Source organism: Micrococcoides hystricis, from assembly GCF_042434215.1.
GTDB lineage: Bacteria > Actinomycetota > Actinomycetes > Actinomycetales > Micrococcaceae > Micrococcoides > Micrococcoides hystricis.
In genome coordinates this window covers 96,523-116,685 of record NZ_JBHLUB010000029.1, presented here as the reverse complement: position 1 = coordinate 116,685, position 20,163 = coordinate 96,523, and the positions used below count along the sequence as shown (strand labels likewise).

Here is a 20,163-nt window from a genome sequence, read left to right as displayed (position 1 = left end):
TCACTTATTGGTTTTGGCGGAGTACACAATTTCTCCACCCACGATGGTTGTTGCAGTTGGGATATGTCGCAGTTCTTCTACGTCTTTGGGTAGCGGAGCGGAAAGGACACAAATGTCCGCTACGTAGCCCGGTTCGATTCGACCCTTGAATTGCTCGGCCTTGTCCTGCCACGCCGGCTCACTGGTCATGGCCGCTAGCGCCTGTGAAAGACTCAAGCCTTCGCTGGAATCCTCTTCGATGCTGGCGGTGCTGGCCCGGGTCACGGCCGCGATCACTGAATTGCGCCAATCGGGCGAGGTGACCGGGGAGTCCGAAGCAATGTTGACGTGCACACCGTGGCGCATCAGTGAACCCAATGGCTGGTGACGCCGGTACCAGTCTTCGCCAAGGATGTTTGTCATCAAGGCACCAGCTGCAGCCCGGATGGCGGGGTTGGTGCTGACGCCGAAACCGTCCTCAGCCAGTTCGGCAAAGCGGTCTGCGTTCTCAAAAGCGCCGTGGATGACGTAATGCCGCAAGTCGTGCTTTCCGTTCACGCCAGCAGCATGAGCGAAAGCTTCAATCACAGCCTCGGTGGTTGCATCTCCGGTCGCATGCACCCCTGCTTGGAGTCCAGCGTTGTGGATGGCCGCAATGATGTCATTCAGCTCTGCACGTTGTTCGGCTTCCGTCTTCCCGGCGATAACGAGTCCGCCGTGGCCGTGACCGCAAGGCAGACAATATTGTTGCTTCATCCAAGCCGTACCGGATCGAGGGGTTCCGTCCGCGAAGACTTTCACGCCCGCCACCCGCAACCATTGGTCATCGGTTTCCGAAAGCGCAGCCGTCAGCTCGGACTCAAGCCCGGAAGTGGTTGCCTCCGCCGTCGCTCCCCCGGTCCCGCTGAACAGGAGCAGCACGTTGAGCCGGGTGCGCAGTTGATCACGCTTGGCCAGATCTACTAGGGCCTGAATGGAAGGTTCACCGCAGGCCCCGGAGAGCAACGTGTTACCGCCCGGACCAAGTCCTGGCTCCGTCAATGAAGTGATTCCTAAGGCGTGCAGGTCCGCTTGATACTTAGAGAACGCTTCAAGCAGGGTTTGTGCTGGCAGCGCAGGCAGTTGGTCGTTGACTAGGCCCATCGCTGCATCCGCAAAGTGCCCGTTAGGTGCGTTGTTGTCACGGCGGCCAACAACGCCGCCAGCCACATCATCCGCACTCTCGGAGAGTCCGAGCTCTTCTAGCCCCCGCCCGTTGACAATGAGCTGGTGCCCGGACTGGTCGAAGAGAACCGTCGGCACGTCGGGGTTCAGTTCAAAGAAGCGCGCCATATCCGGTGCGCCATGTCGAGCGTCGTCCCACCCATGACCACGCACCCAGCCGTCGGCACCCGGTGCTGTGTTCTGTGCGATCTCGTGGATTTCAGCCCAGTCGGTCGCATGTCCCACTGGGACCAGTACGTAGGCAGTCACGGCGCTCGCGCAAAAGTGAAGATGTCCGTCGTTGATGCCCGGCAGAATCGCCCCGCCGTTTGCATCGACGATCGCTGTTTCGGGTCCGCGCAGTTTTTCAAGCTCGGCGCCTCCGACCTCAACGATCTGTCCCTCGCTGACGGCAACAGTGGTTGGGCGGCCCTCGGTGCTGGTGGCGTCCGCGCCGGTCGCTGTCCCGATTTCCGGAACATAACCGTTGATGATCAGTAGATCTACTGAGCTGCTCATCGCTGACTCCTCTCTCGCTTATAGCTGCCGTGAACTTGTGATGTGGATAACATTTCCGCAATTATAGTCACATGACTTGGTCACTTGACCAGAACTTTTTCACATAGGCTGAAGCACAGACGCTTAAAGACAAAGACTGTGCGCGATAGGAGAAGGACATGAGCCGGGTGCCGCTGGCCCAACGGAGCCAACAATTCGTGGAAGCAGCCGCGCGCGTCATAGCTCGTGAGGGGGTATCCGCTGCGACAACCCGCCGGATTGCCGCTGAAGCGGACGCACCACTGGCATCCCTCCACTACTGTTTCCGCAGCAAAGAGGAGCTGATGGAGCAGGTCTACAAGCACCTCAGCGAAGATTACGCCCGCGCGCTTACCCCACTGTCAGAAGATGCGGGGCTTGAAGAGACCGTGAGCGGACACCTGCGACGTATCTGGAAGCGTATTGTCGCCAGCCCGTGGGAACAGATCACGACGTTCGAGCTGCTCTTGCGAGCCACCCGCATGCAGGACGAAGCTGAGAAGAATCGGAACGAACAGATCAATAGCGGCATGTATGGCGCGTGGACGAGGTCGACGGCGTCAATCTTTGGTGAGGGCGCTGCCCGCTCCGGCCTTCACGTTTCCGAGGAAAGGCTCACGACAGTGGCCAGGATTGCCATTGCTGGTATCGATGGCATCACGCTGCAACACATCTCGGACTCGCATGAGGACACGTGCGAAGAAGTTGTGGAGGACCTGATTCAGGCGTGCATTCATCTTCTGGATCCGAACAATCTGCGTCACGGGTCAGGACTGGATTCTCGGTGACGAAGAATCCGTGCTGTTCCCCAGGCCGCCATGACAGAGTTTCAGCCTCTGAGAATCAGCGGCCGCTGCCCGCGAGCGCACCTGATACTGCCGAGCGATTGATCCAAACGGTGGTACTACCCGGTGGGGCCTTCATGATGGGTGACCACTTCGACGAAGGCTACGCCCAAGACGGGGAAAACCCTGTCCACCGAGTCGAACTGGCCGGTTTCGATATCGACCGTACGCCGATCACAGCAGCTGAGTTCGCGCGTTTCGTAGCCGCCAGCGGATATGAGACTGAAGCTGAACGTTACGGCACGTCCGCCGTGTTCCATCTCTTCGTCAAAGCTGGCGAGAAGGAGATTCTAGGCCCGGTTCCGGGTTTACCTTGGTGGCTGACTGTAACGGGCGCCGATTGGGCGCACCCGTGGGGCCCCGACTCCGAGTGGACGGAGAACCCCGATCACCCGGTGACGCATGTGTCGTGGAACGACGCCGTTGCGTATTGTGAGTGGGCGGGCAGGGCGCTACCCACAGAAGCACAGTGGGAATACGCGGCTCGAGGCGGACTGTCCGGCAAACGTTTCGCATGGGGTGACGAGCTCACCCCCGGCGGCGACCACCAATGCAACATCTGGCAGGGACGATTCCCAGTCCAGAACACCGCAGACGACGGATTCGCCGCCACCTCCCCTGTCGGGACGTTTCCCGCTAACGGGTACGGGCTGTTCGATATGGCGGGCAATGTTTGGCACTGGTGTGCTGATTTCTTTGATCCCGGCTACTACCGCGCCTCCCCGATCGAGAATCCTTCCGGACCGCAAGCAGGACTGACCAGAGTGATGCGTGGCGGTTCGCATCTTTGTCATGACTCTTACTGCAATCGGTACCGCGTGGCAGCACGGTCTTCAAACGCTCCGGATTCCTCCAGCTCGAACACTGGATTCCGCACCGTCAGCAAACCTTAGAGAACGAAAAAGCCCCGGATCATGCCGATCCGGGGCTTTCTCCTTTGGCGGAGGATGGGGGATTTGAACCCCCGAGGGCGTGAACCCAACACGCGTTCCAGGCGTGCGCCATAGGCCGCTAGGCGAATCCTCCATATTTTTACCTCTGGTTCACTGCTGTGTTCCAAAGGCAGATTCCATCATAACGGAAAGGCGATGGCAATACATAATCGGCCCTTTCAGACAGATCCGTCAACGCTTTGCCGCTAGTAGCTGGGAGCCTCCGGGGCGTACTTTTCCGCCCAGGCGAGCACGCCGCCGCTGAGGTTTTTCGTCTGCGGGTGTTGTCCTTCGACCCCGGCTTGGTTCAGGATTTGTTGAGCCTGCCCCGAACGTCCGCCGGCCTTGCAGTGCAGCACCACAGTCTCGACCAACTCCGGTTTGATGCCGTGCGCTTCTAAGGCTTCGGTGACGGCATCCCAGTTGCGGTCTTGGATACGAGCCAGCGGTACGTGGATGGCCTCAGGAATCAGGACGACGTCGCGTTCCCAGTCATCCCGCACGTCAATCAGGACTCGACCCGGCTTGGTCAGCTCGTCCGCGAGCTGTTCTGGGATGACCTGCAGCCCAGATTCGTTGCGGAGTGCTGCTGGGTCGTCTGCACCTTCTGTCGGGTTGGCGGCGCAGACGAAAGCTGCCTCACTGAGGTCTCGAACCGGTTCCCGGTCCGGGTCCGGCAGCAAGTTCAGCGTGTTCCAGCTCATTTTCCACGCGTCGTAAATCAACACCCTGCCGATGGCTGGCTCTCCGATACCGGCCAGCAGCTTGATCGCTTCGGTTGCCATAGCGGTTCCGACGAGTCCGGGAAGCACCCCCAAAACGCCGCCTTCGGCACAGCTCGGCACCGAACTCGGGTCTGGGATCTCCGGGAAGAGGTCCCGCAGCGTGGGGCCCACCCCCGGGTAGAAGACTGAGAGTTGGGCGGCGAAACGGAAGATGGTTCCCCACACCAGCGGGGTGCCGGTCAACTCGCAGGCGTCGTTGACGAGGTAGCGGGTCCCGAAGTTGTCGGTCCCGTCGACCACAATGTCGTATTTGGAGATGATGTCTAGGATGTTCTGCGCCGACAACCGCTCGGTGTAGGTTTCAACCTGCACGTGCGGGTTCACGGCTTTGACGGCTTCGGCAGCTGAGTCGACTTTCAGTTTGCCAATGTTCTCGGTGCGGTGGATGACTTGGCGCTGCAGGTTCGTCACTTCCACGACGTCATCATCGACCAAGCCAATTGTGCCGACGCCAGCTGCCGCGAGGTATTGCAGCACGGGTGAGCCCAGTCCCCCGGCACCGACGACGAAGACTTTTGCCGCTTTCAACCTGCGCTGCGCCGTGACACCAAAGCCGGGCAGGGACAGGTGCCGGGCGTAGCGTGCGGTTTCTTCCGGCGTCAGTTCCGGACCTAGCTCTGCTAGCGGCTCAAGCGCCTCGATGCGTGCGCGGAGTTCTTCGCTCACCGGTCCCCTCCCATTTGTGAGGGGTCGGCCGGCAGGAAGTCCCCGCCACCCAGCTTCTCCCGTGCGGTCAGGTGTTCGTCCCCGTAGCTGGTCGTGGCCCGGCCCTCCATCGGTGAGGAGGCGAGCGCGTGTTTGCGCTTAGGGATGCGACCTGCACGGTTAGCCCAGTAACCGGCGGTGACCGCGGCGGACATGGCGGTGGCCATCATGGCCGGGTCTTGGGCGCGGGTCACCGCGGAGGCCAGCAGGACAGCATCACAACCAAGTTCCATGGCCAGGGCCGCCTCGGAGGCGGTACCGATACCGGCATCCAGCACTACTGGCACGGATGCTCGGGACGCGATGAGTTCGATGTTGTGCGGGTTGAGGATACCCAGGCCGGTTCCGATGGGGGCACCCAGTGGCATGACGGCGCTGACGCCGGCGTCTTCCAGCCGCAGCGCCAACGCGGGGTCGTCGGTGGTGTAGGCGAAGACTTTGAAACCGTCGAGCACGAGCTGTTCGGCCGCCGAGAGCAGTTCGACTCCGTCCGGCAGAAGCGTCTGATCGTCCGCGATGACCTCAAGTTTGATCCAGTCGGTGCCGAGGGCTTCGCGGGCCATGTGGGAGGTCAAAATGGCGTCCCGTGCCGTGTAGCAGCCGGCGGTGTTGGGCAGGATTTTGATGTTGTTGCGGTTGAGCATCCCGAAGAGGGACTCGCCCTCTGCCGGGGTGTAGCGGCGTAGGGCCACGGTCGTCAGCGAGGTCCCCGATGCGATCAGGGCCTCTTCCAAGGTAGCAAGGGAGGTGATGCCGCCGGTGCCCATGATCAGTCGAGAGGTGAGTTCAACACCGTCGATGGTCAGGGCCGGGTAGGTGGGAGTTTGTGTGCTCATGTGTAGCTCCGAAACGGTTGCAAGCTTAGCCGCCTTGGACGGCGGTGACGATTTCCACGCTGTCGGCCTCAGCGAGGGTGTGGGTGGCCCAGCGGCCACGTGGGATGACAGTGTGGTTGACCGCTACCGCGATGCCTAGCGCGCTGCCATCGGCAGCGGTGCCGGCGTCGGTGATGTCTTTGCCGAGCAATTCACTGATCAAGGGCAGCAGGGCCGGGTTTTCGAGTTCTTTGGGGTTCCCGTTCAGGGTGATGGTCATCGTCATGAGGTGGAGTTTCCTTCTGCGGTGAAACGGTGTGGGTTCATGGCGGCTAAGAGGGCCGCATCTGCGTCTGTGGGGGTGCCGACTTCGGCGCCCAATAGTTCCGTGGCCGTTAGTCGGGCAGCCAGTGCGGAGAGCAGGATGCCGTGGCGATGGTATCCGGTGGAAAGGAAGAGATTCGGGCCCAACCAGCCGGTGAGCGGCACATCGTCGGGGGTACCTGGGCGAGCCCGTGCAATCACTTCGAGCAGTTCGCACTCGCGCACCCCGGGCACAACCTCTTGGGCGTCCCGTAATAATTCGTACACACCGCCGATCTGCGGCCCGGTCAGATCGTCTTCCCGGCTGGTCGCACCAATCACCATGGTGCCGTCGGCACGCGGCACCAAGTAGACCGGGAAGCCACGCACTACGGCGCGGACGGTGGCGGTCAGAAGTGGTTGGAGACGTTGTGGGATGCGCACCCGCAAGATGTCTCCGTGGACCGGACGCAAGGGCAGGTTGAGTGCTGGCAGACCGGCCAGGTCGGCGGCCCCGAGGCCGTTGGCTACTACGATCTGGTTTGCGGTGATGGCACTGCCGTCAGCAAGCTGGACGGTCGTGTTGTCGATGCCGGTGGCGGCCTGTTCGATGTGGGTGACCGGGACGTCCGGACGGGCGAAGTAAGCCCCAAGTTCGGTCAGGAAGATACGCGGATCCACCTGGTGGTCGGAGGGGATTCGCACCGCAGCAGAAAGTCGTGGGTTGAGCGCCGGTTCTGCGCGGCGGGCTGCCGAGGCTGGAATCGGGGTGACCTCCATGCCGTGTTCGCGCTGCACGCCTGCTAGGTCCATCAGGTATTGGCGGTCTGCGGAATCTGCACCGACGACCAATGTTTCGGTGTGCCGATACCCTAGTTGGCTCTCGTCACGACCGGTTGCGGAAGCCACGGCATCAATGAGTTCGGGCCAGTCCGCACCAGCGGCGACCATCAACGGGTAGAGCTGTTGCTGCTGGTATTGGACCTCGGCGATGGGCGCCAGCATGCCTGCAGCCGCGTGCGAAGCTTGGGTTGCTGGCGCAGGATCGATCAGCGCCACGGAGACGTTGTTGGTTGCAAGGTGAAAAGCGGTAGCTTGACCAATGATGCCGGCACCAATGATGGCCACATCAAAGTTGTTCATGCTGTCCTTTCGTTCACGCTGCATCAACCAGTATATGGTTGCGGGCCGGTTACTATGGGCCGTATGGATGAGAACAAAAACTACACCGCCCCTGTTCCCGCGCTGAGCAAAGAAGAACGCGCGCAGAAGTTTGCCGATGTGCGGCTATACCTGTGCGTCGATGCGCGGCAAGAGCAAGGTGACTTAGAAGAATTCTTGCGTGCCGCGTACCGCGGTGGGGTTGATCTCATTCAGTTACGCGATAAGAAGCTCGAGGCTCGGGCCGAGATCGAGGCGCTGGAAGTTTTGGCCAGAGTTGCCCGTGAAGAGGGCAAACTGTTCTCGGTGAATGATCGAGCTGATGTGGCGTTGTTGGTCAACGCCGACGTCTTCCATGTGGGTCAAGGAGATCTGACCACACAGCAGGCCCGCGCCCTGCTCGGTGACGAGGTCATCATTGGTCGCTCCACCAACTCGGTAGAACTGGCCCAACAGGCAATCGACGATGAGGGACTCGATTATTTCTGCACGGGACCGGTGTGGGAGACACCGACCAAACCGGGACGGGCTGCTGTCGGTCCGGAGCTGGTGAAATATGCGGCGGAGCATGCCGGCGGCAAGCCGTTCTTTGGCATCGGCGGCGTGAACGCCCAAACCCTGCCCGAGGTTCGGCAGGCAGGTGCTGACCGGGTGGTCGTGGTCCGCGCCATCACGGAAGCTGAGGATCCGGAGGCCGCCGCTGCAGAGTTGAGCCAGCAACTGCGTGAGCAACGTTAGCGGAGATTCCTCCCCACAAAAGCAGTGTGGGCCGGGTTCAAGCGAACCCGGCCCACAGTGTTTAAGTAGCGATAAAACTACATAAGAGTTACTTCACCATTGGGATGTTGAAGATGTAGTTGGCTGGTTCACCGCGGTCGTACTTACCGCCGGCCGTTGCTGCAGCGATGATGCAGATGATGAGAGTACCGAAGCCCCAGATCATGTACACAATGTTCAGGATGCTGAACATCGCTATTGAACCGGATGGCATGCCGTACGCATCGTAGGTGAACGTGCTCATGGTCGCGAACAGGCCGATGACCAAGATGATCATGACACCGGCACGCAGGATCTGGAAGTTCAGGTTGTTGGCGTGCGACTTACGGACAATCTCTGGGACGTTGTCCTTGTTCATGAAGTAGAAGATCAACGCCGGGATGACGCTGAAGAAGACCGAGAGCCAGTAGTTCAAGAGGATCTGGCCACGGTACTGGTCCTGGGCAGGGGTTGCGCCGGCATACTGCGGGTACGCACCTGGCTGGCCCGGCTGCTGGTAACCCTGCTGTTGCTGGTAGCCTGCCTGGCTGTAACCGGACTGCTGCTGCGGGTAGCCGGCAGCTTGGTAGCCCTGCTGACCTTGACCGTAATCAGACTGCTGGCCGTAACCCTGGCTGGAGTAGTCCGACTGCTGCCCGTAACCGGACTGCTGGCCATAGCTCTGGTCGCCGTAGCTTTGCTGGCCGTAGCTCTGATCGCCGTAGCCCTGCTGCCCGTAACCCTGCTGGCCCTGCGCAGGGTCCTGCGACTCTGGTCCGGCAAAGTAAGGAGCCGCGGTTTCACCCTGTGGGGTTTCCTGACCGGACTGTTCCGGGTTGTACCCCTCCGGGGAATTCGGATCTACCGGTTCGCCCTCGGGGCGCTGTGGTTGATCAGTCATAATGCTTGTCCTCAATATCTAATTGGTGCGGATGTTATCTGGTCATAAGTATGGCGCGAAACAGTCGCAGACTCTATTAGATTGCATAGGTTTTCACGAAATGGAACGTTAACATCGGCTAAACAATGCAGTTACCGGCAGGTATAAAGTTGTATTTCAAATTCTGAGCGTCTCAAGCCCAGCCCAAATGTTTGCTACACTTATCTGCGGCCCCTCATGTGGTGCCATCCTGCTGAACTCCCCCAGGACCGGAAGGTAGCAAGGGTAAGTGGGCTCTGGTAGGTGCATGAGGGGCTTTACTATGCCCTGTCCCTGAGACAAGTTAGGGTTAACAACTGTGAGTACTGCCCTTTATCGCCGCTATCGTCCAGACACTTTCGCTGACCTCATTGGGCAGGAACATGTCACCGAACCGCTCATGGCTGCGCTCACTAAAAACCGGGTCAATCACGCTTATCTGTTTTCCGGCCCTCGCGGCTGCGGTAAGACAACATCTGCCCGCATTCTGGCCCGCTGCTTGAACTGCCACGAGGGTCCCACCGCGACCCCGTGCGGCACCTGCCCATCCTGTGTCGATTTGGCCACCGGTGGCCAAGGATCTCTGGATGTCGTGGAGATCGATGCCGCTTCTCACGGTGGTGTCGATGATGCGCGAGACCTGCGTGAACGCGCCACCTTTGCTCCGGCCCGGGACCGCTACAAGATTTTCATTATTGACGAAGCGCATATGGTCACCAACCAGGGTTCCAATGCGCTGCTGAAAATCGTTGAGGAGCCGCCGCCGCACCTCAAATTCATCTTCGCCACCACGGAACCAGACAAAGTTATCGGGACCATTCGCTCCCGCACCCACCATTACCCGTTCCGACTGGTGCCGCCGGAGACCTTACACAATTACTTGGAGGAGCTCACCTTCCAGGAAGGAATGCAGGCTGAACCCGGCGTGCTCTCACTGGTGATCCGGGCAGGCGGCGGTTCGGTCCGCGATACCTTGTCCGTGCTCGATCAATTGATGGCCGGAGCTGCTTCGCAGAGCTTGGATTATGACCGGGCCGTGGACTTACTCGGCTTCACCCACGCTGCATTACTGGATGATGTGGTGGATGCCTTGGCTGCACAAGACTCGGCGACGCTGTTCCGCATGGTCGATCACGTCGTGCAAGTCGGCCAAGACCCGCGACGTTTCGTTGAGGACTTGTTGGAACGTTTCCGTGACCTCATCATCATTCGGGCTGTGCCAGACCATCCGGGTCAGGTGCTGCGTGGTATCCCCCAAGACGTCTTAGCCCGGATGGAAGTCCAAGCTCACAATCTGGGGCCCGCCCAGTTGTCTCTGGCCGCCGACATCACCAATGCCACCCTGACCGCGATGGTCGGGGCAACCTCTCCGCGGCTTCAACTGGAGTTACTGATGGCACGCCTGATGTTGCCTGCCGCCGAGGTCACTCAGCAGTCGCTGGCCGCCCGTTTGGATCGCATCGAAGCTCACTTGGCCGGCAGCTCGGCAGTCGATTTCACCCCTGCCGAGGCGAGCACTCCGGCACCGGCTGCCGATTCTGCGCAGTCGTCAGCTTCCCCTACGTCCAGCGGTGATGCGCCACGCAGCGCCGCCGAAGTCAGAGCCATGTTGGCGAAGAAGAAGCAAGACGCCGAGCCCGCCGAAACCTCTCAAGCTCAAGAGCGGAAGATCGCTGCCGCACCGGAATCTGTCCCCGCTGCCGAGCCAACGCCGGTGAAAGCTGCACAGCCTGCGGAACAGCAACCGGAGCAGACAGCTCAGCCTGAGCCGACCACGGTAGCCGCTGAAGTCGAGTCCAAACCTGCGCCAGCTGCACCGGAGCCAGCCGAGATCACAACACCGGCGAGCGAGCAGGCTGAGCAGCCGGCCCAACAACCAGCCGACGCACCTGAAGCACCTGAGCAAAAACCTCAGGAAGAGGAGCAACCTGCCGCCGCTGCCCCCGCTCAGAGCACGAACATGGTGGAGAAAGCCCGTCGGCTCTGGCCCGAAATCGTCCAAGAACTCTCCCAGCACTCCCGCATGCTCTGGATGGTCGCCAAGGACCACACCAGTGTTGCCGGTTTTGATGGCCAACACTTGGTGGTCAATTTCGCCAATGATGGTGCTCGGAACACCTTCAGTTCCCGCGGCGGCGAGCAACTCCTCGTCGAACTGGGCACCAAGCATCTCGGAGTCGCGTGCACGGTAGACCTGATCAGTGGCGGCGGTGACGTACCGGGCCCAAAAGTAGCTGAGCCCGCGCGTCGAGGCGGGGGTCTGCCCGCAGCCGCCCCTTCCAGCCCATCCAAGGCTGCCTCCGAACCGTCGGGGCTGGGACCGGAACCAGATTGGTCCAAACCAGAACCACCAGTCTCCTGGGATGATGATTCCGAAACAGAAGCAACGCCGCAGGAACAACCCGGCGGTGGCGACGATACTTCTGATGACACTCAGGTAGACGAACCAAGCGTGCAAGACGCTCCCGAAGAACTCGGGGAGGCGGATCGAGATGCCGAGCCGGAAATTTCACACCCACAGGTTGAGGTCCTGAATGATCTGCCGGTTCCTTCCTTTGCCCGGAAGACCGGCAGTTCAACGCAAACCAGACCGGATCAGGCCGAATCCGACGAAGCTGACAGATCTTCTGCACAGCAGCACGCTGCTGACTCGGGAAATCAGACTGACACACCCCAGTACCCGGAGGATCCGTATGCCGGGGTCCCCCATGATGATGCCCGGTACGAGGAGCCCCCGCAGCAAGACGACGCTTATTCGGTGGACCCTTATCCATCCGATCCACACTGGTCAGAAGAAGATCCTTCGAGCACGGCAGAACCAGCCGACGAAGCCGTCGTGCCTGCGTTCTTGCGCCGAGAGACATCCGCCTCGGACCAGGAGCCAGCGGGCAGTCAAACACAGCCTGCTGAAGCTGCAACCGCGCAGCCAGCCGCGCCCCAGCGAATCTCTCGTTGGCAGCAAATGATGGCCGCCCAACAGGCCGAACAACGTCAAGCTGAACCGGAGCCGGAACCAACCCCGTCCGCCTATGTGGAAGACATTCCCAGCGACGATGACGAAGAAATCGAAGCATCCGCCACCCACGGGCGCGCTGCCTTAGAAAAGATTCTTGGCGCCCGGCTTATTGAAGAGCGCCGCCCCGGGCAAGACCCGGCCGGCTACTAGGCTCACTGTCAGAAGGAAGGTAAACCGCAACCGTGTATGAAGGTGCTGTTCAAGACCTGATCGATGAGCTCGGTCGCTTGCCGGGCATCGGTCCGAAGTCTGCCCAACGCATCGCGTTCCACATTCTGGAAGCAGACGAAACTGACATGCGTTCGTTGGCTCAAGCCATCATCACGGTGAAAGAGAAGGTCAAGTTCTGCCAGATCTGCTTCAACGTCTCGGAAGAAGACACCTGCCACATCTGCCGTGACCGGAAGCGGGACGAAAGCCTGATCTGCGTGGTCGAAGAGTCGAAAGACGTGCTCGCGATCGAACGGACCCGCAGCTACCGCGGCCGGTACCACGTGCTCGGCGGCTCCATTAACCCGATCGCCGGAATCGGTCCCGACGAGTTGCATATCCGTGAGCTGCTCACCCGTCTCTCCGACGAGAAAATCGAAGAGGTCATCCTCGCCACCGACCCCAACCTTGAGGGTGAGGCCACCGCAACCTATCTTGCCCGCATCCTGCAGGCTGTGGGGGTCAAGATCACCCGTCTGGCCTCCGGTCTGCCCGTCGGCGGTGACCTCGAATACGCAGATGAGGTGACTCTGGGCAGAGCCTTCGAGGGCCGTCGTAGCGTGTAACGGTTTCGCGGCTTTTAACGCAGCCAGAGGTTGCAGACGTAAACTAGTAACGCTCAAGATTTCTTTCAACAGAAAGTGAACCACAACCCACTATGAGCCTGATTGTGCAAAAATATGGCGGCTCTTCCGTAGCTGACGCCGCCGGTATACAACGCGTGGCTAAGCGCATCGTGGAGACTCAACGCCAAGGTCACCAAGTGGTTGTGGTTGTCTCTGCCATGGGCGACACCACCGATGAACTGCTCGATCTTGCCGCGGAAATCAATGACAACCCGCCGGCACGTGAAATGGACATCCTGCTCTCCGCCGGTGAACGCATTTCCATGGCACTTCTGGCCATGGGCATCGCCGCGGAAGGTTCATCCGCCCAATCCTTCACCGGTTCTCAGGCCGGTATGTTCACCGACTCGTTCCACGGCTCGGCCCGGATTGTGAAGGTTTCCCCGCACCGTATCCAAGAAGTCATCGACCGCGGTGACGTCGCGATCGTCGCAGGTTTTCAGGGCATGAGCCCCGAATCCAAGGACATCACCACCATGGGTCGCGGCGGTTCCGACACAACCGCGGTGGCCTTGGCTGCGGCATTGAAGGCCGACGTGTGCGAGATCTACACGGATGTGGACGGTGTTTTCACCGCTGACCCACGTGTGGCTCCTGCCGCCAAGAAGATTGACAAGATTTCCTCGGAGGAAATGCTGGAACTGGCAGCCTCCGGGACCAAGATTCTGCACCTGCGCTGCGTGGAGTACGCCCGCCGCTTTGGTGTGCCCATCCATGTTCGTTCCTCGTTCAGCCACCACGAAGGCACGTGGATCATTCCTGACCCTGAAGACAAAATCACCATCCCAGAGGGAGAACCCTTGGAACAGCCCATCATCTCCGGCGTCGCCCACGACCGTTCTGAAGCTAAAGTCACCGTCGTTGGTGTCCCAGACATCCCCGGTAAGGCTGCCGAAATCTTCACCGTGCTCGCCAACGCCAACGCGAACGTGGACATGATCGTCCAGAACGTCTCCCGCGCAGGCTCCGACCACACCGACATTTCCTTCACCGTCCCCGAGCTAGAGGGCAAGGCCGCCTTGGAAGCGCTGAAGGGTGAACAGAACCGGATCGGGTTCGAGGATATTGTTTACAACGACCACGTGGGCAAACTGTCCCTGATCGGTGCGGGCATGCGTTCGAACCCAGGTGTTTCCGCCAAGTTCTTCAACGCCCTGCACGAAGCCGGGGTCAACATTGAGCTGATCTCCACCTCTGAGATCCGCATCTCCGTGGTCACCAACGCTGACCTGTTGGATCAGGCCGTGCGCGCGGTGCACACCGCCTTTGACCTTGATGCAGAAGAGGAAGCGGTGGTCTACGGCGGCACCGGACGCTAAGTCCAGCACCTAAACAGACGCAAGAGCCGGCAGTTCGAGGAATGTTCCTTGAACTGCCGGCTTCTTTTTGTCGTGGCTGGTGATCCTGAGCGGTAGAAAAACCGGGAGCCAACGCGTGGAATCCGCGCTGACTCCCGGTGTGGGCTCAGGTGAGTGCTGAATGGTTACTCAGTGGGGGCGAGTACCACATCAAAGTTCACCTGAGACCAGGCCGAATCGAGCTCGCGCCCGTCCGGAGTCGGGGTGCCGGCAGGTTGGGATTCGAAGACCTTGATCAGTGAGTCTTTGACGCCAAAGACTGAGTCACCGATCTCCAGTTGTGGGTCACCTTCCACGAAAATGTGGGTGACGAGGGTGCGGTAGTTTTCAGCGGTGACCATGAAGTGCAGGTGGGCTGCCCGCACCGGGGAGCGTCCGACAGCTTCGAGCATCTGTCCGACCGGCCCGTCATGGGGAATTGGGTATGGGGTTGGTTTCAGGCCCCAGAAACTGTAGTTACCGTTCTCGTCGGTGTAGAGGTGGGCTCGGCCTGCAACCCGGCCGTCGGTGTACTGCACATCGTAGAAACCGTCATCATCGGCTTCCCACACTTCCACGCGGGCTCCGGCGATCGGGTTTCCTTCGGTATCTTTGACCGTTCCGTAGACCCAGCACGGTTCGCCCGAAGCCCCACCGGAGATGTCCCCACCGATCGGGATCTCTGGGGCGTCCTCCACGAAGAAGGGCCCGAAGACAGTGGCTTCCGTGGCATCCTTGTACGCTTCGTTAGACACGTTGATGGTCTGCATGGAGAGGCCTAAAACGTCCGAGAGCAGAATGAATTCTTGGCGCTTGTCGTCGGTGATGTGCCCGGCTGCCGTCAGGAACTCAATGCCTTTGTTCCATTCTTCTTCCGTCAGGCGAACGTCCCGAACAAAGGCGTGCAGGTGGGTTACCAGGCCCTGCATGATTTCTTTGAGTCGTGGGTTTTCGGTGTTCGCAAAACTCTCTACAACGCGGTTGATGAGATCCTGTTCAACCTGTTCTTGTGCGGGGGTGAGATTGGTTGTCATGACTGTTCTCCTTAGCTGGAACGCTGGCGCAGCTGGGCCGGATCTTCTCCGTGCAACGCGGCGCGTAATAGGTCGGTCAGGTTTTCTTCAGTGACGGTTCGAGGGTTGTTTGCGGGGATGGCAGGTAGTGCTACCTCCACGGCTTCGCCGATCCCGTCTTCGGTGAAGCCGTAGTCGGCTAGTTTGCGCGGCGCGTCCAGACGCTCCCGGAGCCGTTGCAGTCCGGCCAGAGCATCATCACTGCCGAAGGCGGAGGCAATCTTTGCTGCCGCTTCCGGTGCTGCATCCATATTGAAGGCCAGCACGTAGGCGAGCACGGTGGCGTGCGTTTGTGCGTGGGGCAGGTTGAAGGTTCCGCCTAGGACGTGGCAGATCTTGTGGTGCATCCCAGAGCCTGCAGAAGCGAACGCAACCGCTGAAAGGTAGGCGCCGTAGAGCAGTTGTTCGCGTCCTGTGACGTCCTGTGCGTCATCAACAATGGCTGGCAGACCCTCAGCCAAGGCGCGGATGCCTTCTACCGCGAGCGCCTGGTTGATGGGGTCGACGCGTGGCCCCCATAGGGAGTCGATGCAGTGGGCCATACCGTTTAGCCCGGAGGCCACCGACAGCTCCACCGGGAGGGTCATGGTGAGGTCGGCGTCGTAGATCACGGTTGTGGGTAGGACGGCGTCATCCACGCCGGTGGTCTTCCGTGCTGCCTCGGTCAGACCCCAGACGTTCGTGGCCTCTGAGCCGGCGTAGGTGGTGGGGACCGCGACAATCGGCATCCTTGTTTCCATGGCAATGGCCTTGGCTAGTCCCGTGGTTGATCCACCGCCTACGCACACCAGCAAATCGACCTTGTTGTCTTGGGCGACGCTGCGCGCTTCTTGTGCAACTTCGACGGGCACGTGCATGACGACATTGTTGTATTCCACGACGGGACTGATCTTGGCTGCGACGGTCGCTGCTAACTCCTGCTCAGTCTCGGCCGCAATCAGCATGACGCGTTGGGCGTTGAGCCGTTCGACTTCTTGGGCGAGGTTATCGGCGGCCTGACCGGTGCCGAAAAGCACCCGCTGGCCTAGGGTGATGTGTTCAAACACCAAGTTCATGTTTGTTCTCCTCCGCGGTAGCAAGGTTGTCGTTTCGGCTCAGGATCTGGCTGAGCGCATTGGTGAGTGCGGCAGCCGGGTCTTCGACCATGCGGTGTGAACGCCAACCGATGTGTTTGTCCGGTCGGACCAGAATGACCCCGTCTTCTTCTACGCCGCGGAGTCGTTCCCAGTCGAAGTACAGGTCAGTGATGTCTTCACCGGGACCGATCACGACCGCATTCAGCGTGATCCCTAGCTCAGCTGCAACGGTGGCTGCCGCCTCTGCCCAAGGCTTGCCGGTGATCCCGGTAATCAGGGTGAAGGCACCGTACGGGGCCAGATCGTGCGTGGAGTATTTTTCTTTCCACGTTCCGACCCAGCAGTGTGGCAGGCGTACACCTGGATGGGTGCTTGGTTCGTAATAGAGTTCCGGGTCGCGGGTCGGTTCTGGTTTGACGCTGCCGTCGGATACCACCGCGGTGGAAGTGTAGTGCTGACCGAGTTCGACCCCGTGCGCGTTGAACTCGTAGTTCTTTAGCTCCATGGCTTCTCGCACGGCCTTACGCTTGGCTGCGCCTTCTGGGCTCGGGTCTTTACGGGATTCGATCGCAGCGTTGATCTCTTCCACGGTGGTCGCGTGAGTAATTCCTAGTGCCTCGATCAGGGCCATGAATTCACGTCCTGACTGGTTGGCCCGGGTCACGATTTGTTTGGCTACCGGTGCGCGTTCGGCCGAGTAGCTCTCCAACAGCTCCTCCCCCGCCTGGCCTTTGAGCACGGCAGCGAGTTTCCATGCCAAGTTGTAGGAGTCTTGGATGGAGGTGTTGGAGCCCAGACCGTTGCTGGGTGGATGCTTGTGGGTAGCGTCGCCCGCGCAGAAGACCCGTCCGGACTGCATGTGGGTGGCGTACTGTTCGTTATTGCCCCACAGGGAGATCCCGGTGATTTCCGCATCAAGGTCCGGTACCCCAATCAGGTTGCGGACTACCTGAAGGGCGTCGGCTTCGGTAACTTCTGGAACCCCTTGGGAAATGTCGAAGCCCCAGACGATGAGCCATTCATCCCACGGCCGGACCATGCGCACTAGTCCGGCGCCGATCCCACCAATGGAGGAGCCAGGTTGGATGACCCAGTAGAGCACGGAAGGACGGTGGCCCACCAGCTCGGCTAAGTCGGCTTTGAAGGTGATGTTCATGGAGCCCGCGATATCCATCTGGCCTTCCATCGGCAGGTTGATATCGGCAGCCACTTTGGAGCGGGCACCGTCTGCACCGATGAGGTACTTTGCGCGGATCGTGTAAACCTGTCCGGTCAACCGGTTCAGCACCTTAACGTTGACACCGTCAGCGTCTTGTTCGTGTGACAGGTACTCCGTCGAGAACTGGGTTTGGGTGCCCCGGACCGTGGCGTTCTTGACCAAGATAGGTTCTAGGTAGGTCTGTGGGATGTCGCAGTTCAAAGAAGGCGAGGCCAGCTCATAGTCGGCGTGCCGTGCTGGATGATTACCCCAGGTAAGAATGCGCCCGATCTCTTCTCCGGCGATCGAGGTGCAGAAAACGGTGTCACCGATCATCTCGTGTGGCGTCGCATCTTCAAGGACCTGATCTTCGACGCCTAGGTCACGGAAGATCTCCATGGTGCGCTGGTTCGTAATGTGGGCCCGTGGTGTATTCGCCGTCCAGCGATACTTGGTGATCATGATGTTCGGAATCCCAAGTTCGGACAAGAACAGGGCCGCCGATGAGCCGGCAGGACCAGAGCCGACGATCAAGACATCAGTGTGGACAACACTATTCTCCGGGGTCTCGGTTTCTTTAATACCATCGTGGAAGACAACCATTGTGAGGCTCCTCGTACTGTAAATTCGCGGAAACTTTCCATCCAGTATTCACGTGACCCACACCACATTTTCCGAGTTGGAGAAACGTGGCGGAAATAATCAAAAATGAGATCATCAGGCTCAGCTGGCGATCAGTTCGCGACGGTGCCGCAAAGGCGTAACGCCGTATGCGGCCCGGTAGCACCGGGTGAAATGCGCTTGGGAGGCGAAACCGGATTGGACCGCGATCGCCCCGACCGACAGCTGTGCTTGTTGCGGTTCACTCAAGGCCCGGTGTGCTGTTTCGAGCCTGACGGCCAAGAGTTCCTGCGCAACGGTGCGCTCACCGGAGGCAAAGATTCGGGTCAGTTGGCGAGTTGAGACGCCGAGCGCGGCCGCTAAGTCTTCGGCTCTGAACCGTGGATTTCGGTGATGGCGCTGAATCAGACCTCGAGCTTGAGTGAGCTGATCTGATTCTGCCGAGCCCAGCAACCCGCCAAGCAGCTGGCCAGCCTTTTCCTGCAATCCATCCCAGTCCCGTCGCTGATCAGTGAGCGCCGCAGATGCCAGCGTCCGCAATTGCTCGATAAGTGCCGCTGTGGCGGACTGGTCGCTACCATCAAAGATCTGCGGCGTCGCGAGGTTGCGCTGACGCGCGCTCTGCTGCAGCAGGTTGCGGGATAGTCGGAAAACGAACTCGTCAGTGCCGCGGGAGAACTCCCGCGCGAAGCCTTGGTCACCATCGACAACAAGTAACTGCCACGGCGCAAGTTCAAATTTTCGTCCGCGGTGCCAGAAGGTGCCGCACCGGTCGAGGTTCAGGTACGCGATCGCGCCATCCACCGGGTGCTGACTTATATCCGCATCAGTTCTTGCAACCCTGTGCGGTGTGCAGCGAACGCGCGCAACGTCCATTTCCGGGAGCGCAAGATTGGCCCCGGCTGCTGCGAATTCTTGTCCCGGGGCCGAGTGGGCTTGGAGCGCCACGAGAGCATTCGCGTTGTGCCGCTCCCAAGCTCTGATCCGTTCGCTACGCGGCAAAGCGCTGGAGACAAATCTGGATGGCCCCAACTGGGTGATGGTCGAAGCGTTAGCTGTTGGCGGCATCATCCACCTCGAGTTCTAACAGTTGCAGGAATGCTGCGAGAACGCCGTCTGGTCGCTGGTCTTTCCGCCACACGACGACCGAATACAGCGGTCGAATCTGATCGGTGAGTTCTACCGTTTTCACCCGCGGACTGATGTGATTTCTTACCTCGTCCGGCATGAGCGCCACGCCCATCCCGTCGGCAACGATCGGGATCGCCGACTGCAAGGTCGAGACCTCCCAATACCGGGGCGGACCGGTCGGGGACGTATCCCAAAGTTCATGGAAGATATCGATGGGACCAGGAAAGCCCAGTAATTTGCCAGGCACAATCCACGGCACATGGGTGAAGTCATGCACGGAGGCCCGCTCAGGGGCATCCATCTCTGCTGGCACGATCAAGACCGGAGGCAGTTCGGTGAGCACCTGCATTTGCAGTTCGGGGTGATGGCGACCGACTTCTGCCGGATCAGCAGTGACCACGAAGCCGAGGTCGGCACGACGGTTACCGACGCGCGCGAGTGTCTCGATGGGCGGCACGTCGGTGAAATCCAGCTCAACCTCAGGCAACCGTTCGGCGCAGAGCTTGAGGAGACCCGGCAACTGGAACCACCATGATGCTGGAGTGGCGGCAAGGCTCAGTGAGCCGCGCAGTCCGCGAGCAACATCGCGGACGTTCTTGATGATCTGCCGCTGCTAGTCCAGCAGTGCCCGACCATCTTGAGCTAGGACCTTCCCTGCCTCGGTGAGCTCGACACCGCGGGGCTGTCGGTCTAAGAGGGCCACTCCCAAGTCGCGCTCTAACGCAGCGATCGCTTGCGACAGTGGCGGCTGCGTCATATGCAGCTTGTGTGCAGCAGCAGTGATGGAGCCAGTTTGCGCGACAGCCAAAAAGTACTCCAAGTGCCGCAGCTTGATAGTCGCTTCTTGAATGACGAACCCCCACAATTCATATTAGTCATATGGCTACCCCCTCAGGATACTAGAAAGTGTCCTAGCGCACATTATTTATTTGGAG

At 60.0% G+C, this 20,163-nt stretch carries 18 protein-coding genes, 1 tRNA gene and 1 other RNA gene; 7 read left to right on the top strand and 13 right to left on the bottom strand.

The features are described 5' to 3' along the window. On the bottom strand, positions 1-1,701 hold the full coding sequence (locus ACFFFR_RS07435) for an amidohydrolase (RefSeq protein ID WP_377459207.1): 1,701 nt from the start codon (positions 1,699-1,701) through the stop codon (positions 1-3). 158 nt (positions 1,702-1,859) lie between these two features. Here ACFFFR_RS07435 and ACFFFR_RS07430 point away from each other — a divergent pair, with 158 nt between their 5' ends. Both ACFFFR_RS07430 and ACFFFR_RS07425 read left to right on the top strand, forming a co-directional pair. After that, positions 1,860-2,507, top strand: a complete 648-nt coding sequence (locus ACFFFR_RS07430) for a TetR/AcrR family transcriptional regulator (RefSeq protein WP_377459205.1) — start codon at positions 1,860-1,862, stop codon at positions 2,505-2,507. Then, on the top strand, positions 2,504-3,457 hold the full coding sequence (locus ACFFFR_RS07425) for a formylglycine-generating enzyme family protein (RefSeq protein WP_377459203.1): 954 nt from the start codon (positions 2,504-2,506) through the stop codon (positions 3,455-3,457). Before ACFFFR_RS07430 ends, ACFFFR_RS07425 begins: the two co-directional genes overlap by 4 nt. Positions 3,458-3,502: 45 nt before the next feature. Here the strand turns inward: ACFFFR_RS07425 and ACFFFR_RS07420 are convergent. The 5 genes from ACFFFR_RS07420 to thiO form a co-directional block, all read right to left on the bottom strand. Beyond that, positions 3,503-3,590: transfer RNA gene (locus tag ACFFFR_RS07420), tRNA-Ser, on the bottom strand. 112 nt (positions 3,591-3,702) lie between these two features. Next, on the bottom strand, positions 3,703-4,947 hold the full coding sequence (moeB, locus tag ACFFFR_RS07415; RefSeq protein WP_377459201.1) for a molybdopterin-synthase adenylyltransferase MoeB: 1,245 nt from the start codon (positions 4,945-4,947) through the stop codon (positions 3,703-3,705). Continuing rightward, a complete protein-coding gene (locus tag ACFFFR_RS07410; protein WP_377459200.1) occupies positions 4,944-5,822 on the bottom strand; it encodes a thiazole synthase in 879 nt (292 codons plus the stop codon). The genes moeB and ACFFFR_RS07410 overlap by 4 nt, the downstream gene beginning before the upstream one ends. A 25-nt stretch (positions 5,823-5,847) precedes the next feature. After that, positions 5,848-6,087 (bottom strand): sulfur carrier protein ThiS, encoded by a 240-nt coding sequence (thiS, locus tag ACFFFR_RS07405; RefSeq protein ID WP_377459198.1) that lies wholly within the window; start codon positions 6,085-6,087, stop codon positions 5,848-5,850. Further along, on the bottom strand, positions 6,084-7,247 hold the full coding sequence (gene thiO, locus ACFFFR_RS07400; RefSeq protein WP_377459197.1) for a glycine oxidase ThiO: 1,164 nt from the start codon (positions 7,245-7,247) through the stop codon (positions 6,084-6,086). The genes thiS and thiO overlap by 4 nt, the downstream gene beginning before the upstream one ends. A 63-nt stretch (positions 7,248-7,310) precedes the next feature. Here thiO and thiE point away from each other — a divergent pair, with 63 nt between their 5' ends. Next, positions 7,311-8,003 carry a thiamine phosphate synthase gene (gene thiE, locus ACFFFR_RS07395; RefSeq protein WP_377459195.1) on the top strand — a complete coding sequence of 231 codons (693 nt, stop codon included), beginning with the start codon at positions 7,311-7,313 and terminating at the stop codon, positions 8,001-8,003. A gap of 88 nt (positions 8,004-8,091) precedes the next feature. Here the strand turns inward: thiE and ACFFFR_RS07390 are convergent, their stop codons facing one another. Beyond that, a complete protein-coding gene (locus ACFFFR_RS07390) occupies positions 8,092-8,922 on the bottom strand; it encodes a DUF4870 domain-containing protein (RefSeq protein WP_377459193.1) in 831 nt (276 codons plus the stop codon). A gap of 205 nt (positions 8,923-9,127) precedes the next feature. Between ACFFFR_RS07390 and ffs the strand changes: the two genes are divergently transcribed. The 4 genes from ffs to ACFFFR_RS07370 all read left to right on the top strand — a co-directional run bounded on the left by ffs (position 9,128) and on the right by ACFFFR_RS07370 (position 14,111). Beyond that, an RNA gene (gene ffs / locus ACFFFR_RS07385) (signal recognition particle sRNA small type) lies at positions 9,128-9,224 on the top strand. Positions 9,225-9,259: 35 nt separating this feature from the next. Then, complete coding sequence (locus ACFFFR_RS07380) at positions 9,260-12,106, top strand: DNA polymerase III subunit gamma and tau (protein WP_377459192.1); 2,847 nt, start codon at positions 9,260-9,262, stop codon at positions 12,104-12,106. A gap of 32 nt (positions 12,107-12,138) precedes the next feature. Continuing rightward, positions 12,139-12,732: a recombination mediator RecR gene (gene recR, locus ACFFFR_RS07375; protein WP_377459190.1), complete on the top strand. Its 594-nt coding sequence runs from the start codon at positions 12,139-12,141 to the stop codon at positions 12,730-12,732. Between the two features lie 92 nt (positions 12,733-12,824). Next, the gene (locus ACFFFR_RS07370) at positions 12,825-14,111 is read left to right on the top strand and encodes an aspartate kinase (RefSeq protein WP_377459188.1); all 1,287 of its coding nucleotides are present in this window, start codon (positions 12,825-12,827) and stop codon (positions 14,109-14,111) included. Positions 14,112-14,275: 164 nt separating this feature from the next. On the opposite strand, the gene ACFFFR_RS07365 is transcribed toward ACFFFR_RS07370, so the two are convergent. The 6 genes from ACFFFR_RS07365 to ACFFFR_RS07340 form a co-directional block, all read right to left on the bottom strand. Next, on the bottom strand, positions 14,276-15,163 hold the full coding sequence (locus ACFFFR_RS07365) for a hydroxyquinol 1,2-dioxygenase (RefSeq protein WP_377459186.1): 888 nt from the start codon (positions 15,161-15,163) through the stop codon (positions 14,276-14,278). Between the two features lie 11 nt (positions 15,164-15,174). Beyond that, positions 15,175-16,257, bottom strand: a complete 1,083-nt coding sequence (locus ACFFFR_RS07360) for a maleylacetate reductase (RefSeq protein WP_377459184.1) — start codon at positions 16,255-16,257, stop codon at positions 15,175-15,177. After that, positions 16,241-18,079 carry an FAD-dependent oxidoreductase gene (locus ACFFFR_RS07355; RefSeq protein ID WP_377459182.1) on the bottom strand — a complete coding sequence of 613 codons (1,839 nt, stop codon included), beginning with the start codon at positions 18,077-18,079 and terminating at the stop codon, positions 16,241-16,243. The genes ACFFFR_RS07360 and ACFFFR_RS07355 overlap by 17 nt, the downstream gene beginning before the upstream one ends. Before the next feature lie 120 nt (positions 18,080-18,199). Next, positions 18,200-19,165 carry an AraC family transcriptional regulator gene (locus ACFFFR_RS07350; protein WP_377459180.1) on the bottom strand — a complete coding sequence of 322 codons (966 nt, stop codon included), beginning with the start codon at positions 19,163-19,165 and terminating at the stop codon, positions 18,200-18,202. After that, positions 19,149-19,799 carry a substrate-binding domain-containing protein gene (locus ACFFFR_RS07345; protein WP_377459385.1) on the bottom strand — a complete coding sequence of 217 codons (651 nt, stop codon included), beginning with the start codon at positions 19,797-19,799 and terminating at the stop codon, positions 19,149-19,151. Before ACFFFR_RS07345 ends, ACFFFR_RS07350 begins: the two co-directional genes overlap by 17 nt. A gap of 42 nt (positions 19,800-19,841) precedes the next feature. Continuing rightward, entirely contained in the window at positions 19,842-20,048 is a 207-nt protein-coding gene (locus ACFFFR_RS07340; RefSeq protein ID WP_377459178.1) for a LysR family transcriptional regulator, read from the bottom strand. Positions 20,049-20,163: the final 115 nt, after the last annotated feature.